This is a genomic window from Shewanella sp. YQ_9 (assembly GCF_043103185.1).
GTDB classification, from domain to species: Bacteria; Pseudomonadota; Gammaproteobacteria; order Enterobacterales; family Shewanellaceae; genus Shewanella; species Shewanella algae.
Genome location: NZ_JBICJO010000021.1, coordinates 45,999 through 61,310, shown reverse-complemented (window position 1 = coordinate 61,310; position 15,312 = coordinate 45,999). Strand labels below are relative to the sequence as shown.

General features: G+C 52.3%; 14 protein-coding genes. 12 read left to right on the top strand and 2 right to left on the bottom strand.

The genetic code is table 11. The features are described 5' to 3' along the window. Window positions 1-28: 28 nt before the first annotated feature. Window positions 29-598 carry a hypothetical protein gene (locus ACF8D4_RS06565; RefSeq protein ID WP_392466621.1) on the bottom strand — a complete coding sequence of 190 codons (570 nt, stop codon included), beginning with the start codon at window positions 596-598 and terminating at the stop codon, window positions 29-31. A gap of 336 nt (window positions 599-934) precedes the next feature. Here ACF8D4_RS06565 and ACF8D4_RS06560 point away from each other — a divergent pair, with 336 nt between their 5' ends. The 8 genes from ACF8D4_RS06560 to ACF8D4_RS06525 all read left to right on the top strand — a co-directional run bounded on the left by ACF8D4_RS06560 (window position 935) and on the right by ACF8D4_RS06525 (window position 9,193). Beyond that, on the top strand, window positions 935-1,897 hold the full coding sequence (locus tag ACF8D4_RS06560; RefSeq protein WP_025011927.1) for a LysR family transcriptional regulator: 963 nt from the start codon (window positions 935-937) through the stop codon (window positions 1,895-1,897). Between the two features lie 32 nt (window positions 1,898-1,929). Beyond that, window positions 1,930-2,097 (top strand): hypothetical protein, encoded by a 168-nt coding sequence (locus ACF8D4_RS06555; RefSeq protein WP_164489371.1) that lies wholly within the window; start codon window positions 1,930-1,932, stop codon window positions 2,095-2,097. 9 nt (window positions 2,098-2,106) lie between these two features. Further along, complete coding sequence (locus ACF8D4_RS06550) at window positions 2,107-3,549, top strand: disulfide bond formation protein B (RefSeq protein WP_392466618.1); 1,443 nt, start codon at window positions 2,107-2,109, stop codon at window positions 3,547-3,549. Between the two features lie 116 nt (window positions 3,550-3,665). Continuing rightward, complete coding sequence (locus ACF8D4_RS06545) at window positions 3,666-5,867, top strand: molybdopterin-dependent oxidoreductase (protein WP_144227677.1); 2,202 nt, start codon at window positions 3,666-3,668, stop codon at window positions 5,865-5,867. 11 nt (window positions 5,868-5,878) lie between these two features. Further along, a complete protein-coding gene (locus tag ACF8D4_RS06540) occupies window positions 5,879-6,427 on the top strand; it encodes a 4Fe-4S dicluster domain-containing protein (RefSeq protein WP_025890007.1) in 549 nt (182 codons plus the stop codon). Beyond that, window positions 6,424-7,047, top strand: coding sequence for a molecular chaperone (locus tag ACF8D4_RS06535; protein ID WP_107006157.1), 624 nt, complete (start codon window positions 6,424-6,426; stop codon window positions 7,045-7,047). The genes ACF8D4_RS06540 and ACF8D4_RS06535 overlap by 4 nt, the downstream gene beginning before the upstream one ends. An 18-nt stretch (window positions 7,048-7,065) precedes the next feature. After that, entirely contained in the window at window positions 7,066-8,031 is a 966-nt protein-coding gene (locus ACF8D4_RS06530) for a formate dehydrogenase subunit gamma (RefSeq protein WP_044733495.1), read from the top strand. Window positions 8,032-8,134: 103 nt separating this feature from the next. Beyond that, window positions 8,135-9,193 carry a porin gene (locus ACF8D4_RS06525; protein ID WP_107111685.1) on the top strand — a complete coding sequence of 353 codons (1,059 nt, stop codon included), beginning with the start codon at window positions 8,135-8,137 and terminating at the stop codon, window positions 9,191-9,193. A 36-nt stretch (window positions 9,194-9,229) separates the two neighbouring features. Here ACF8D4_RS06525 and ACF8D4_RS06520 read toward each other — a convergent pair whose 3' ends face one another. Then, the gene (locus ACF8D4_RS06520; protein ID WP_025011932.1) at window positions 9,230-9,565 is read right to left on the bottom strand and encodes a YkvA family protein; all 336 of its coding nucleotides are present in this window, start codon (window positions 9,563-9,565) and stop codon (window positions 9,230-9,232) included. 407 nt (window positions 9,566-9,972) lie between these two features. Here ACF8D4_RS06520 and speFL point away from each other — a divergent pair, with 407 nt between their 5' ends. The 4 genes from speFL to ACF8D4_RS06500 all read left to right on the top strand — a co-directional run bounded on the left by speFL (window position 9,973) and on the right by ACF8D4_RS06500 (window position 15,148). Continuing rightward, window positions 9,973-10,104 (top strand): leader peptide SpeFL, encoded by a 132-nt coding sequence (gene speFL, locus ACF8D4_RS06515; protein WP_363325324.1) that lies wholly within the window; start codon window positions 9,973-9,975, stop codon window positions 10,102-10,104. 268 nt (window positions 10,105-10,372) lie between these two features. After that, complete coding sequence (gene speF, locus ACF8D4_RS06510; RefSeq protein WP_025011933.1) at window positions 10,373-12,538, top strand: ornithine decarboxylase SpeF; 2,166 nt, start codon at window positions 10,373-10,375, stop codon at window positions 12,536-12,538. Between the two features lie 58 nt (window positions 12,539-12,596). Continuing rightward, window positions 12,597-13,916, top strand: coding sequence for a putrescine-ornithine antiporter (gene potE, locus ACF8D4_RS06505; RefSeq protein ID WP_028780970.1), 1,320 nt, complete (start codon window positions 12,597-12,599; stop codon window positions 13,914-13,916). Window positions 13,917-13,993: 77 nt separating this feature from the next. Further along, window positions 13,994-15,148, top strand: a complete 1,155-nt coding sequence (locus tag ACF8D4_RS06500; protein WP_044733493.1) for a porin — start codon at window positions 13,994-13,996, stop codon at window positions 15,146-15,148. The last annotated feature ends 164 nt before the right edge of the window (window positions 15,149-15,312 follow it).

Here is a 15,312-nt window from a genome sequence, read left to right as displayed (position 1 = left end):
GAGTCGCCTCACCCATTTGCCAGTATTATCAATGTCCCCATGGCGCCGGAGGTGGCGTTACTTCATTGCTTAATTTGAACTGCAATAGAAAATCGCGCTTCTCCCGGGTCAGGCGATAACTGAAATTCTGCTGATCCAGCCCCAGATGCCAAACATTGGTTACCGACTGGGCCAGACCATGCTGTTTGAAATTGGCAATTGAAAATTCATCGACCGGGAATGACTGCCAGGACTCGGTTCCCGGACTGCGACTGTCACCGCCATACTGGGTTACGGCATCTTCGCTGCCATCCTGATGACGATGATCATGCTTGAGCCTGAGGCCATCGGCCGTCTTGCTGATAACCCAGGTGCGGGATCTGTCCTCTCCCACATGCAGCGGAATACGGATCTCGGTTTTTGAGCATTGGCGCACATGCATTACCAGTGGCTGGCCCGTAAAACCATCACCGCTGCTGCCCCCCTTGATCAACTCACCACTGTAGGCCTTGCCACACAAACCGGATAAGTGGTTAAAAAACTGCTCGGCAGCAGTCAACTCCTTCCCCTGCACCGTCGTTGCCAGCAGCAAGGATGCCATCAGTCCCAATCGTTTCATTATTCTTGTTCCTTCTCCATTAAATGAACGACTATAACGGCGCAGTTTGAAACCAAACTGAATCCCTATAACAAGTTTTTGCCATGCGCAAGTAGCAAAGTCACAAGTGAGTATCTCGAAAATACTTTCACTGTATTACTTGAGTAAATTCACACCCTGAGAATAAAAACAACCCTATGTTAATTTCGCCTGCGGAAATAAGGTTTTTTCGCTTAGTTAAAAATAGGAAGCAATTCATGTTTCAAATAATTAACTATTTCTCAATGTGATCTTAATCTTGGCAATAGGCCAATAATGAATTCATAGTAATGTCTCAGCAGTGTGGGGAGCGATTACATGAAAATTGACAGCCTTAATTATAACCAATTAAAAGTTTTACTCGCTGTATATAAACACGGTCAAGGAAGCTTGGCCGCAGCCGAATTAGGTATATCCAGTTGTGCCGTCACCCGTACACTAAATGCGCTACGTGATGTTTTTATGGACTCTTTATTTGTCCGTAAATCAAATGGATTAATTCCTACACAAAAGACCGAAGAGTTAATCCCACACGCCAAATTATTGGTAGAACAATATCAACTGCTTGAGAGGCAACATTCTGTCTTTTCCCCCAGCCAATCCGGTGGTCATTTTGTTATCAGAGCCTATGATGAGTTTGTCTATGCGGTTCATAAAGTCATAGATAACTATATTCTTCCCGAAGCCCCCAACTTGCGTTTCGACATCCGTACACTCAGCCATGACTGCAGCAATGAACTCATTGGTGGCGGCGTCGATTTCGTGGTGGTCTACGAAGGTTTTGATGACACCAGGCTCAACTATGAAATCTTCTCTGAGACAGGTGATATCTACATTCTGGCCAGAAAAGATCATCCAATTCTGTCCGAATCCATGTCATTGGAGCAGCTATCCCACTATCCCTTGCTGGAAATCGACAACTACAACGACCTCACCTGCCCTTTGCTGGTCAATCTGTGTCGGGACAACGGCCTGCAGATGGATGTCGCCGGTTATACAGACAGTGTTGCCACCGCGATGCAGATCCTTGCCGAGTCGGACAATATAACCCTCAGCTGCAATCAATTTACCCGCAAGTTTGTCGACATGTTGCCGGCGGTCAGTTATCGAAGATTATCTGACAACATGATTGAAAATATAAAAGAAATCCGTAGCGAACATCGTACTGTCGGCAATTACATTCTTTATGGAAATATTAATAATTCCCCGGCATTCAACTGGGTGAAATCAAAACTCGTTTATGGACTGGAACGGGAATGGCGTTTGGCTGCGGCCACATAGAGATAAATCACAAGTGAAACAAGAGGTATCCAATGGAGTTCACACTATTTTGCATTACGGCCTATGCCGCTTATCTGGTTTATAAGAAACCAGAAAAAGAAAAACTGGCAGATAAACTTCTTTTCGGTTGTATCGGAATGAGTTTCTTTATTTGGATCATGATGTCCTGGGGCATTTTACTTCCAGTCGGAAATTACTAAAGAGTCGTTATGAAAGAGCATATATTCAACAAGTTGGCATCCTTAGCCGCTATTGTCATCATGGCCTTACCCGTAGGTATTGCCTGTTTCTTTTTCGGATTTATTCTCCTGGATAACCCTTGTGCATTTTGCTGGCAAGAACGTACGGCAATGATTCTGGTGGCGCTGACCGCTCTGTATATTGTGCGCTTTGGCCTCAAGCCGAAATATATTGCCGCGCTGGTTTGGCTGGGTATTTATGGTGCCTTTATGGCATCCGTGCATACTTCCATCAACCTCGGCAGCGACATAGGCCAGGGCTTCTCATTGAAGATCATGGGCGCCCATACCTACACCTGGGCACTGCTGGTCTTTATCGTGGTCCTTGTGGTTGTTGCTCTGCTGATGCTGACCCTGGGCAATAAATTTCCCGGCAACGCCTATGGCAAACAGCAGCTGGACACCCTGCCAAAATTGGCCTGCGGCGTATTCCTGGTGGTAATAGCCGGCAACATAGTACAGGCCTTCACCCAAACCGGCCCGATTCCCTTCGTCGGCCAGGACAGTCCAGGCCGCGTATCCTTCAATCCCAAGTTCATGAGCTGGGAACTAGACCACTGGCCAACCTATACCCCGAATGCCCGCGGCGCCTATGCCATCAGCAACCCGGATATAGAAAGTTGGAACAAGACGGCTGCACTGTTTACCTCGGCTCCAGAAGCCAGACTACTGAGTCAAACGGCATTGCCGGAAGCGATTTCCGGCCGGGTAACTGCCATCGACTACCAGCCTGAAAGCCAGCTCTACGCCCTGACCACTTCAGACAACTGGGTCTACATACTCGACCGTCAGTTCAAACTGCTCACTCAGGCGCAAATCGACGGCATGTATATGCTGCACATTGAAACCTTGAGCGGCGTCAGCTTTACCTCGGCCAACAGCCTGTTGGTGATGGGGTTCAACAAGGCCTGGGCCGAACTGGTAGTGGATCCTGAGCAAAATTGGGAAATGAACTATCGCCGCTTCAGTCAGAGCAGCGACGGTATAGGCGAAACGGCCCGTGGTCAGTTCAGCACTGTCAGAGCCAAGACCAGTTATAGCCTGGCACTGGGTTACAGCAAAGCGCTGGATCAATACGTCACTGTCACCACCCGCAACGAACTCAGCGATGCCTTGGTGGTATCCCGTTTCGACAAGGGTGACATGACACTGTCTGCCGAAGCCAATCTCAAGGGGCTTGAAGGCAAGGCGCTGCCACAACTGACGGGTATCAGCGTCGATGGCGAGCAAGCCTGGCTGCTCAACAATGATGCGAGTGAAGCCATGCAACTCAACCTGCTCACAGGTGAAGTTCACTCAGGTGTGAAACTGCCTGGCACAAACAACCCACAGGGCTTGCTGGTTCGCGATGGTCAACTGCTGACTGTCAGCCTGGTGAATGGCCGTAACCAACTGCAAACCTTTGTAATGTAACGCACCTTAGCTCCGGGGGGTATCCCCCGGGGTAACGCCGGGAAACCGGCACTATAAAGGCCCTTGGGCCAACAATCATAACGGACCCAGGGTCCAAATTATGGTGAGTGATGACTATGAAAATCAACAGACGCACATTTCTACAGGGGGCCAGCGCCACAGCCGTGCTTTCCTCCCTGTCAGGGTTGACTCCCGGTGTTGCCAATGCCAAAGAGGCGGGAGCCAATTCAGGGCTGCTGGCCAAGCGTAACGGCAAAGTCGTGTACCACAGCTGCCTGCGCAACTGCGCCGCCCGCTGTCTGCTCAAGTTCCGGGTTCAGGACGGCAGAATGACTTATGTCACCGGCGCCGAGGAACAGGCCAAGACTGGCAAGGCACCCTGCCTCAAGGGGCAAAGTTATGTTCAGTACACCTATGCCGCCGACCGTATCCTGCATCCCATGGAACGGGTGGGTAAGAAGGGTGAAGGCAAGTGGCGCCGGATCACCTGGGATCAAGCCTACAGCAAGATCGCCAGCCGCTTTAAGCAGATCATCAATGAGCACGGTTCGGAAGCAATTCTGCCCTACAGCTATTCGGGTAACTATGGTGCCATCGGCATGTCGGCCTCCGGCGAGCGTTTCTGGAACCGTATCGGTTCCTCCATTCTGGAACGTAAGGTATGTACCTACGCCGCCTACGACGGCCTCAAGTCACTCTACGGCACCTTCCTCGGCCCGGATCCTGAAGATGTGCTGCTCAGTGACGTCTATCTGACCTGGGGACACGATGAAGTCGTTTCCAACACCATAGCCATCAAGCTCATCAACCAGGCCAGGGATCGCGGCACCAAGCTGCTGGCGGTCAACCCACAGCGCACACCTTTGTGCTCTCAGGCCGACATCTACCTGCAACCTCGCCCCAGCACAGACGTACAACTGTGTGCCGGTATCATGAAGTATCTTGTAGAAAAAGATCTGGTTAATCATGAATTTATTGCCGAACAGACCATAGGCTACGACGAGTTGCTCAAGCGCCTCGATGAAATCAGCTACGACGAAATCGAAGCCATTACCGGGGTACCCAGAGCCAAGATGTTTGAGTTTGCCCAGGTACTGGGTGAAAACGAAAAAACCATGCTGCGTATGGGTTATGGCTTCCAGCGCAACTTCAACGGTGCCCGTATGTCTCGTGCCGTCGCCATGCTGCTGGCGGTCACAGGCAATTTCGGTAAGCGCGGTAACGGCCTTATCTATGACAACGTTCATGCCGGTGGTGGCTTGAATCAGTACCAGGCCAGCGGCAAATATATGCGCCCGAATCCGGATGCCCAGCGGATCAATATGACAGAGCTGGCCAAGGCGCTGCATCCAACCAATCCCACCAGCCACGACAAGCCCAGCAAGCCGATCCACGGGATGATCATCTATAACGGTAACCCTGTGGTTGTGGCACCCGATACCAATGCGGTGCTCGAGGGGATGAAGCGCGAAGACCTGTTTGTTGTCGGCCACGACATGGTAATGACAGACTCTCTGCAGTACTGCGACATTATAGTCCCGGCTGCCAGCCAGTTTGAAACCGATGATATTGTCGGCGACTACCACGGCTACTATGTACAGGTGTGCCAGAAGGTGATTGAACCTCTGGGTGAAGCCAAGTGTAACTGGACCTTCTTCCGCGAGCTGGGCCAGGCAATGGGCTTTGAAGACCCCGCCTTCCGGGCAAGCAATGACGATGTGATCCGCGAGCTGCTGGATACCGACTCCGAGTACTATAAAGGAGTAACCTATGACCGGCTGATGAAGGAGAAATACATCAAGCTGGACATTCCTCAGCCCGTATTGGCCGACGGTAAATATGAAACCCCAAGCGGCAAGATTGAATTCAGTTCTCAGTTGATGGCCGATGCCGGTTTCCACCCGGTACTGGATTGGGGCCTGCCAGAGGATGAGATGGAACCCAGAGAGCGAGAGTTGCCATTCCGCTTGCTATCTTCCGGGGTACCACAGCGGGTTAACAGCTCCTTCTACAACGTGAAATATATCCGCGCTATTCCAGCCTACTACGTCAAGATCAATCCCAAAGATGCCCAACAATACGGCATTGCCAACAACGACACAGTCAAACTCAGCAACCACAGAGGTGAAGCCAAATTTGTGGCCATGGTCACCACAGGTGTGCCAGAGGGCTCGCTGATGACTCCCAAGTGTAACTGGCTCAGGCTCAATCCCAACGGCACCGAAGGCTGCACCAACTCGTTGACCACAGACAAATTGACCGATATGGGCGGCTGCTCGGCCTATCACTCAACCCGCGTGGCACTGGCCAAAGCCTGAAGGAGATCCTCATGGAAAACAAACATCAACTCGGATTCGTCTTCAGACAGGAAAACTGTGTCGGCTGCCAGGCCTGCACCATAGCCTGCCAGATCCACAATGAGCTGCCGGAAGACGTGCGCTTTCGCAAGGTAGACCGCTACGAAGTCAAACGTGACGACGGCATGGTGGACGTGTGGCTCAGCCATTCCTGCATGCATTGCGGCAACCCGGCCTGTCTCATGGTGTGCCCGGCTCAGGCCTATACAGTGCGTGACGATGGTTTGGTAGTACTCAACCGCGAGAAATGTACCGGTTGCGGCCTGTGTGTCAGTGCCTGTCCTTATGATGCGGTAGTCATGCTGAAAACCGATGGCAAAGCCGCCAAGTGCAACATGTGTATTGAGCTTATCGATCAGGGTCTCAAGCCCGCCTGTGTCGACGGTTGTCCGGTCAAGTGTCTGGATACCGACAGAGTACAGCAGGTGTTGGCCCAGAAACCTTCAGCCAGTAAACAAGGCGTAGGTTACGGCGACTGCATCACCAAGCCCAATATGGTCATCATCAAGGAGCGGCCATGACAGATCTCGACCTCGGTCCGGTCGCCAGCGGCTATCAGGCCTTGAAGGGAATGCTGTTTGCCCCCTCAAGCCCTGAATCGCTCAAGCGGCTTATCGATTGGCTGGAACAGGAGCAGCGCTATCCAGAGTTGCTCCAACAAGCCAAACATTGGCAATCAGAGCCTCTGGAACTTGAGTGTGACTTCAACCGTATGTGTATCGGCCCCACCAAGTTGCTGGTGCCTCCCTATGAGTCTGTCTACCGCGATGTCGGCCGGCAGATCCATACGGATCGCACTCTGGAGGTCGCCGACTTCTACCAGCAGCTGGGACTGGTGACAGATACAGGTTTCAACGAACCGGCGGACTACATAGGCAATGAGCTGGAATTTCTGTTTTGTGCCGAGGCCCTGCGCCATCAGCAGCAAAACGAAGACCCGGCCGCAGCCGATGAGCTGGAGCAGTTGGCGCAAGTCTTCCTCGAGCAACACCTGGGCACCTGGTATCAGGCGTTTGCCCAGGGGATCAGCCAACATGCACGGCTGGATTTCTGGCGCTGTTATGCCCAGGCGCTGGAAGACTTCCTCACTTCCAGACTGAAGAATTCCGGGGTCGAGACTCCGACTGCAAAGCATCATTAAGATGTTTAAGGATTTGACATGAAAAGTTTAAATGCCTTTATCTCAGGTGCTGTGGCCTTAGTATTCAGCTTACCGCTGCTGGCTGCCGACACTCTGACACCCGAGCCACAACAGTGGCAACCGATACAGGAAGTGGCAATTCAGGGCGATATCCCCGAACTCAGGGGCATGCCGCAACAGGCACAGTTCCCGGACGCGTTGCCCCCTGTCAATCAAGGGTATCTCGATACTCTGGCGCCGGCCTCCTGGTGGGCCGACCTCCTGAGCTACAGCTTCTTTGGCATGATAGTACTGCTGGCATTGTTCGTGGCCATCAATGGTAAAGCCAAGCTGAGCCAGGGCTTTTCCGGCAAAAAGGTCGACCGCTGGAGTGGCATGGATGTGCTGGTGCACTGGGTGGGCGCCATCGCCTGCCTACTGCTGATCATCACAGGCCTTATCATGGTTGCCGGCCGCTTCTGGCTGGAACCCAACATGGGCGCCTCCCACTGGACCGGCTTTATCGGTACTTCGGTAGCCCTGCATGACCTGATGGCCTTCCCCTTCATCCTGGGATGGGCGGTCATGGTGGTCAAATGGGCCGGTAAGCAGCTGCCGGAAGCCTGTGATATCGGCTGGCTCAAAGTGGTTGGCGGCTATCTGAACTTCGGCCCCTTCAAAGGCAAGCATCCGGATGCCGGTTTTGCCAATGCCGGTGAAAAACTCTGGTTCTGGTGCTTCGCCTTGTTCGGTGCCCTGATGGTCGGCTCGGGTCTGGTGCTTATGTTCCCAAGCCTGGTGGCCACCAAAGACGGTGCCAATCTGGCATTGATCCTCCACCTTGTCAGTGCCTTCGTACTCGGCGCCTTTACAATAGTGCACATCTATATGGCCACAGTGATCTCTGAAGGCGGTATGGAATGTATGCTCAGTGGCAAGTGCGACGAAAACTGGGCGAAACAGCACCACAACCTCTGGTACGACAGCCTCTCCAAAGGCAAATAACCCCTGCGCCCTCCTCCTGCTCCCGGGGGAGGGTTTTCCAAACCTATGGCAACCACGGCCCTGATGGGTCGGGGATCCCTATACCCATATGAGGGACAAACAGATGCGAACATCTTCCCTGTATTTACTCAGTTGTGCCCTGCCGCTGACAGCAATGGCGGCCGATAATAACAGCAACGGTGACTGGCAGCAGATTGACCAGCGCCTGCAACGCCTGGAACAGCAACAAGTCAGCTCCAGTGCCGAGAACACCAGCTTCAGTCTCTATGGCTCACTGCGCCCGACCCTGGTTTACAGCGACAGTGACATCACAGATGAGTGGGATGTGGGCGATGCCCTGTCCCGTATCGGCGTCAAGGGCCGCACCGAATTTGCCCCCGGCTGGGCCTTGCTGGCTCAGGGTGAATGGAAAATCAACCTCAATGGTGATGGCAGCTTCGGCGATGCCAGGCTGGCATTTGCCGGGGTGGATTCACCCTATGGTCAACTCAGCTTCGGCCGCCAGCGGCCGGTACAATACACCCTGGTGGCCGAATACACAGACATATTCAACAACGCCAACAGCCCGTTTGCCTACAACCAGGAAAGCCCCTTCTTCGCCGACAATCTGGCGCTGTACCAGTTTAAGTTACAGCACTTTACCCTGATGGCCTCGGCGCGTTTCGATGGTGAAGGCGATAACAGCGGCGCCGATGCCATCAATGCGGGTCTGGGCTTTGACTGGCAGGGTTTGCATCTGGGGGTGAGCTATCTGGAACAGGACAATTTCGAGGGTGAGCTGAAAACCGGCAAGGATAAGACCAGCGCCGCCGCTGTGGCCTACAGCTTCGACAACGGTATCTACCTGGCGCTCGCCTACCAGTACAAAGACTATCAATTGACAGGCAGCGAAGACAGGGACGGCAGCACCCTGGATGCGGCAGTGGCGATCCCGCTGTGGCAGGATTACAAACTCAAGCTGGGTTACTTCCGCTTCGATGATGGCCTGGAGCCCGATATCAGCTTGGATTATCAGGGATTCAACACCACACTGGAGTGGAACCCCGCCGGCAATGTACGCCTGCACCTGGAGTACCTGCAGCAAGACAACAAACAAGGTGCCACCGACAAGAGCATTGCCATAGGCATTCGCTACGACTTCGATCTGAACTGGCGCTTCTGAACCTTCTCCATTGGGCCAGGGACGGCCAACCTTGAGTTACTGCTCATCCCCAAACCAGCGCTTCAGCGTCTGATCGGCTTCCTGCTTCACCTCGGCATTCACGTAGAGGCTCACCATGGTCAGTGCCGCTGCCAGCGCACCGAGATCATCACTGAAACCCACCAAGGGCGTCAGATCCGGAATGGCATCCAAGGGAGTAATGAAATACGCCAGGGCGCCAAAGATCACCGTCTTGGCCCATTTTGGGGTATCGGGTCTTTGGGCGGCATAGTATAGCCAGAGCGCCTTTTGCACTACCTCCCTGCCGGCCTGCCTGGCATAACCCTTGAGTTTGGCCCAGAAACCACTGTCGCTGTACTGCTCTTGTTCCATCTCACTCTCCACTGCCGATATAGAGGACAGTATTCAACCCAGGCCCCGAAAACGTCAAGCACCATACAAATATCTGATACTGGAATAATCCGTCGACTCATTTACCTTTATGCAACAGTCTTAATAAAGTGAATATTTAATCAAATAATCGCAATATAATCTCAAATATATCGATATATCATACATATCCATTTATTTTAAATGTTCCTTATTTTATGTATAACCAAAACAATATATAAATATAAAGTGTAAATTTTTGGTACAACTCATTAAAAACAATAAAAATTTAAAATAAGCAGATACACTTTTTCACAAGTGATTGGAACTATGACTTAGCTCATACTTTTATTTTTTGGCCGGATATAAACTCGCAATTAAGTTATCACCAGTGCTTTTCTCTAAACGTAATGGAGTTGTATATGAAGAGAAAGTCCAAAATCATGGCGCATATAAGGCGCACCCGACATATCATGATGCCAACCCATCGTGACTATTTTGACTACTCCTACTTTTTCCCCGCCTCAATCATCGCTGACTGAGGAGATAGGCTGCTCCGCGCATCCATCTCCTTAGCATCCCCAATACATACAATTAGTTGCTTTTACTCGGCCGGTAATATCCTGCACGCGTAACGGTAAGGCTTTCTTATACCTTTTCTCTGACGAAGCATTCGTCATGGTATCTCTACGCCTTACATAAATATCGCTGCTTGAATATATCAGCCCAGGGCTGACTTTATCTAAATTTTAATATTGGAATTTATTTTCCGATACGAGCCCTGCTGACTTTTTTAAATAAGGTTATTTTATGAAATCACTAAAAATTGCAGCAAGTTTATCTGTTCGTTCTTGTTTTGATACTGAAAGAGAAGTTGTCAACGTATTAACTACCGACTTTTGCGATATTGGTGCCGTGGTTGTTTCAGTCACAGACGTTAATAACGGTATAGTCGACAAAATCAATAACACAGGCCTGAAACTGCCGATCTTCGTTGCCGTATGTTGTGAAGAAGCCTTTCCCGATGATATCTGCTCTTCCATTACCGGCGTATTTGAGCTGTGCGCCAGCAGCAGTACTGAGTTTTACGGCAAACAGGTAGAAACCGCGCTCAATAAATATGAGCAGGCCCTGCTGCCACCTTTCTTCGGCACATTGAAGAAATATGTGGAAATGGGTAACTCCACCTTTGCCTGCCCAGGACACCAAGGCGGCCAGTTCTTCCGTAAGCACCCGGTTGGCCGTCAGTTTTTTGATTTCTTTGGCGAAACAGTATTCCGCTCCGACATGTGTAACGCCGACGTCAGACTGGGCGACCTGTTGATCCACGAAGGCGCCCCCTGTGATGCCCAGAAGCATGCCGCCAAAGTATTCAATGCCGACAAGACTTACTTTGTCCTCAACGGCACTTCAGCCTCCAACAAGGTTGTGTGTAATGCGCTGCTGACCAAGGGCGATCTGGTACTATTTGACCGCAATAACCATAAGTCAAACCACCACGGCGCGCTGATCCAGGCCGGTGCTACCCCGGTTTATCTGGAAACTGCCCGTAACCCATTCGGCTTTATCGGCGGTATCGATGCCCATTGTTTCAGCGAAAACTATCTGCGCGAAGAAGTCCGCAAGGTTGACCCCAGCCGTGCCGATGCCAAGCGCCCCTTCCGTCTGGCGGTGATCCAGCTGGGTACCTACGACGGCACCATATATAACGCCCGTCAGGTCGTGGACAAGATAGGTCACCTGTGTGACTACATATTGTTTGACTCCGCCTGGGTGGGCTATGAGCAGTTTATTCCCATGATGAACGACTGCTCACCTCTGTTGCTGGAGCTGACCGCAGAAGATCCGGGGATCCTGGTGACCCAGTCGGTACACAAACAGCAGGCCGGTTTCTCACAAACCTCGCAAATCCACAAGAAAGACAGCCATATCAAAGGCCAGGACAGATACTGCAACCATAAACGTTTCAACAACGCCTTTATGTTGCACGCCTCCACCAGCCCCTTCTATCCGCTGTTTGCCGCACTAGATGTCAACGCCAAGATGCACGAAGGCGCCAGTGGCCGCTTCCTGTGGCGTGAGGCGGTGAAAGCCGGTATCGAAGCCCGTAAACTGCTGCTGAAAAAGTGCAAATATATCAAGCCGTTCATTCCGCCAATGATAGAAGGTACCCCATGGCAGGATCATGAAACCGAACAGATGGCCGATGACCTGCGCTTCTTCGAATTCGAACCCGGTCAGAAATGGCATGCCTTCGAGGGATATGAGAAAGGCCAATACTTCGTCGACCCTTGTAAGTTCCTGCTGACGACTCCGGGTATCGATGCCGAAACCGGCAAGTACACCAACTTCGGTATTCCGGCAACGATTCTGGCCAACTTCCTGCGTGAAAATAACATCATTCCGGAGAAGTGCGACCTCAACTCGATTCTGTTCCTGATCACCCCGGCCGAAAACATGGCCAAGATGCAGCATCTGGTATCTCAGATTGCCCGCTTCGAGAAGCTGGTCGATGAAGATGCACCGCTGTCTGAAGTGCTGCCCAATGTCTACAACGCCAACAAGGAACGCTATCAGGGTTACACCATACGCCAGCTGTGTCAGGAGATGCATGATCTCTATGTCAGCCATGATGTAAAACAGCTGCAAAAAGAGATGTTCCGTCAGGCCCACTTCCCCAAAGCCGTGATGAACCCACAGGAAGCCAACATAGAGTTTATCCGCGGCAATGTGGAGCTGGTGCCCCTGTCACAGGTGGAAGGTCGCATCGCGGCCGAAGGCGCCCTGCCTTACCCACCGGGAGTGCTCTGTGTAGTTCCCGGCGAGATCTGGGGTGGCGCAGTTCAACGTTACTTCCTCGCCCTGGAAGAAGGGATCAATCTGCTGCCGGGTTTCTCACCTGAGCTGCAGGGTGTGTATCTGGAACAAACCCCTGAAGGCCGGCAACAGGCCATGGGCTATGTCCTGAAAGCTTAACCATAAGCGGCGGGGCATGGCGCCCCGCCACCTGGCAACATGACTTAGGTAAATAATTATGAGCAAAGCAAATAATAAAATTGGCGTGGTTCAGCTAACCATACTCACCATAGTGAACATGATGGGCTCAGGTATCATTATGCTGCCAACCCAGCTGGCTCAGGTGGGAACGATTTCAATTCTGTCCTGGTTGGTGACGGCGGCGGGTTCAACGGCATTGGCCTACGCCTTTGCCAAGTGCGGTATGTTCAGCAAAAAATCCGGTGGTATGGGCGGTTATGCCGAATATGCCTTCGGTCGCAGTGGCAACTTTATGGCCAACTATACCTATGCGGTATCTCTGTTGATCGCCAACGTGGCCATCGCGATTTCCGCCGTGGGCTATGGTGCCGTGCTGTTCGGTGTCGAACTCAGCCCCATCGCTATCTGTCTGGCCACCATAGGTGTGCTCTGGCTGGCCACTGTGGCCAACTTCGGTGGTGCCCGCATCACAGGTCAGGTATCCAGTGTTACCGTGTGGGGGATTATCATTCCGGTTATCGGGGTGTCCCTCATAGGTTGGTTCTGGTTCGACTTTGACCTGTACAAAGCGGCCTGGAACCCCCACGACATGCCATTCTTCAAGGCTCTGGGTGGCTCAATCGCCATGACACTGTGGGCCTTCCTGGGATTGGAATCTGCCTGTGCCAACTCTGAAGCAGTAGAGAACCCAGAGAAAAACGTGCCTATCGCGGTAATGGGCGGCACCATAGGTGCAGCGGTTATCTACATCATCTCTACCAACGTGATCGCCGGTATTGTGCCCAACGGTGAGCTGGCGCTGTCCAACGCACCTTTCGGTCTGGCCTTTGCGCAAATGTTCAACCCCACTATCGGTTCTATCGTCATGGCCTGCGCCATCATCTCTTGTACCGGTTCCCTGCTGGGTTGGCAGTTCACCATCGCCCAGGTGTTCAAGTCATCTGCCGATGAAGGTTTCTTCCCTAAAGCCTTCTCCAAGGTGACCAAGAAAGACGCCCCGGTTGTCGGCATGCTGATCATCGTTTCGGTACAAACGGTACTGTCACTGATGACCATCAGCCCATCGCTGAGCAAACAGTTTGAGGCACTGGTTAACCTGGCCGTGGTCACCAACATCATCCCATACATCCTTTCCATGGCTGCTCTGGGTGTGATGCAAAAGCAATTGAATATCCCTGTAAAACAGGCCCGAATTGCCAACTTTATGGCCGTGATTGGCGCCCTGTACAGCTTCTATGCCCTCTATAGCTCAGGGGAAACCGCCGTGATGCTGGGTTCTATCGCAACCTTCTTCGGTTGGACCCTGTTCGGCATTATTTCCAACAAAAACGACAAGCAAAAATTGAAACACGCTTAAGGCTTACGGGTGTGCACTCCCCTGCGTGCGCGCCCACCTAAAAGTTAAATCAATAACAATATTGGATGAGGTGGACTATGAACAAGACAATACTGGCGCTGGCAATCCCTGCGCTGCTGCTCTGTGGCTCAGCCCAGGCAATCGATCTGTACAACGATGATACCAATAGCTTTGGCATCAGCGGCTGGCTGGGTTTCGCCGCCTACAATGATGGCCACGAGACCTCGGTAATTGACGACACATCAAGGATACGTTTGAGCTTCGAGCGTAAAGAGCGCAACGGCTGGACCGCCTATGCGGTCACCGAATGGGGCATCAACATGGTCACCAGTGATGACAATCTGGTGCTACAGGGCGGCAGACTCGCCGCAGAGAAAACCGATGACTTCCTTAACAACCGCCTGGGTTATGTCGGTCTGTCCCACGATACCTGGGGTAGCCTGACTTTCGGGAAGCAGTGGGGTGCCTATTATGACGTGGCCGGTACCACAGACTTACCCAATGTCGTGGCCGGTTATGCCGTCGGCGCTTACACCTTCGGCGATGGTGGCCTAACGGGTACCGGACGCGCCGATGCCGCATTCCAATACCGCAATGACTTTGGCCCACTGCATCTGGCACTGCAATACGCCGCCAAGCAAGATGGTGAGGTCTCGGTACAAGACAGCAACGGCGAACCACTGGCCAACTCTGAACTGGACTTTGATTCCAGCTACGGTGCCAGCCTGACCTACAGCGTCACTGACAAGTTCAAACTGCTGGCCGGCTTCAACCGTGGTGATATCGATGGCCACCTGGAAGGTACCGAACTCAAGGTGACCAACCAGATAGTAGGCATAGGTGCCATGTATGGCGACTATTATCACTATGCACCCAACCGTGAAGCCAGCGGTTTGTATGTGGGTTTCAACGCCCACAAGAGTGACAACAACGAACTGGTTGGCGGTGAACTGTACGACGCCACCGGCGCCGAGCTGATGGTGGCCTACCAATACGACAACGGCTTTGTGCCCATTGCCATGCTGAGCTACCTGGATCTGGATACAGATCAGCATAGCGCCATTCAAGGGAACTGGCGTCGCCAGTTTGCCATGGTGGGTCTGCACTATAGATACAGCAGAGACACTGTGATGTTCTTTGAGGCCAAGCTGGACTTCAGCGACATGGATGACCCGGCCGAAGATGCCGCCCAGGACAATAACTTCGCAGTGGGGATCAACTACTTCTTTTAACTGAACTTCTATAGCGGCACACTCCCGCTCCATTGCTGGCAGTACCCTTTTTGCCAGGCACGCTCGGCCACCCTGACCCCACTTCCTTCCAGGGTGGTTTTTTTTACTTGAAACCGAAAAGATTGGCGGGAGATATGCCCCCAGGCTCCACTCAAAACAACCGG

What these genes read in the sequence shown, in the direction of transcription:
- ACF8D4_RS06565 (WP_392466621.1), bottom strand. Translation starts at nt 598, where the DNA reads ATGAAACGATTGGGACTGATGGCATCCTTGCTGCTGGCAACGACGGTG.
- ACF8D4_RS06560 (WP_025011927.1), top strand. Translation starts at nt 935, where the DNA reads ATGAAAATTGACAGCCTTAATTATAACCAATTAAAAGTTTTACTCGCT.
- ACF8D4_RS06555 (WP_164489371.1), top strand. Translation starts at nt 1,930, where the DNA reads ATGGAGTTCACACTATTTTGCATTACGGCCTATGCCGCTTATCTGGTT.
- ACF8D4_RS06550 (WP_392466618.1), top strand. Translation starts at nt 2,107, where the DNA reads ATGAAAGAGCATATATTCAACAAGTTGGCATCCTTAGCCGCTATTGTC.
- ACF8D4_RS06545 (WP_144227677.1), top strand. Translation starts at nt 3,666, where the DNA reads ATGAAAATCAACAGACGCACATTTCTACAGGGGGCCAGCGCCACAGCC.
- ACF8D4_RS06540 (WP_025890007.1), top strand. Translation starts at nt 5,879, where the DNA reads ATGGAAAACAAACATCAACTCGGATTCGTCTTCAGACAGGAAAACTGT.
- ACF8D4_RS06535 (WP_107006157.1), top strand. Translation starts at nt 6,424, where the DNA reads ATGACAGATCTCGACCTCGGTCCGGTCGCCAGCGGCTATCAGGCCTTG.
- ACF8D4_RS06530 (WP_044733495.1), top strand. Translation starts at nt 7,066, where the DNA reads ATGAAAAGTTTAAATGCCTTTATCTCAGGTGCTGTGGCCTTAGTATTC.
- ACF8D4_RS06525 (WP_107111685.1), top strand. Translation starts at nt 8,135, where the DNA reads ATGCGAACATCTTCCCTGTATTTACTCAGTTGTGCCCTGCCGCTGACA.
- ACF8D4_RS06520 (WP_025011932.1), bottom strand. Translation starts at nt 9,565, where the DNA reads ATGGAACAAGAGCAGTACAGCGACAGTGGTTTCTGGGCCAAACTCAAG.
- speFL (WP_363325324.1), top strand. Translation starts at nt 9,973, where the DNA reads ATGGAGTTGTATATGAAGAGAAAGTCCAAAATCATGGCGCATATAAGG.
- speF (WP_025011933.1), top strand. Translation starts at nt 10,373, where the DNA reads ATGAAATCACTAAAAATTGCAGCAAGTTTATCTGTTCGTTCTTGTTTT.
- potE (WP_028780970.1), top strand. Translation starts at nt 12,597, where the DNA reads ATGAGCAAAGCAAATAATAAAATTGGCGTGGTTCAGCTAACCATACTC.
- ACF8D4_RS06500 (WP_044733493.1), top strand. Translation starts at nt 13,994, where the DNA reads ATGAACAAGACAATACTGGCGCTGGCAATCCCTGCGCTGCTGCTCTGT.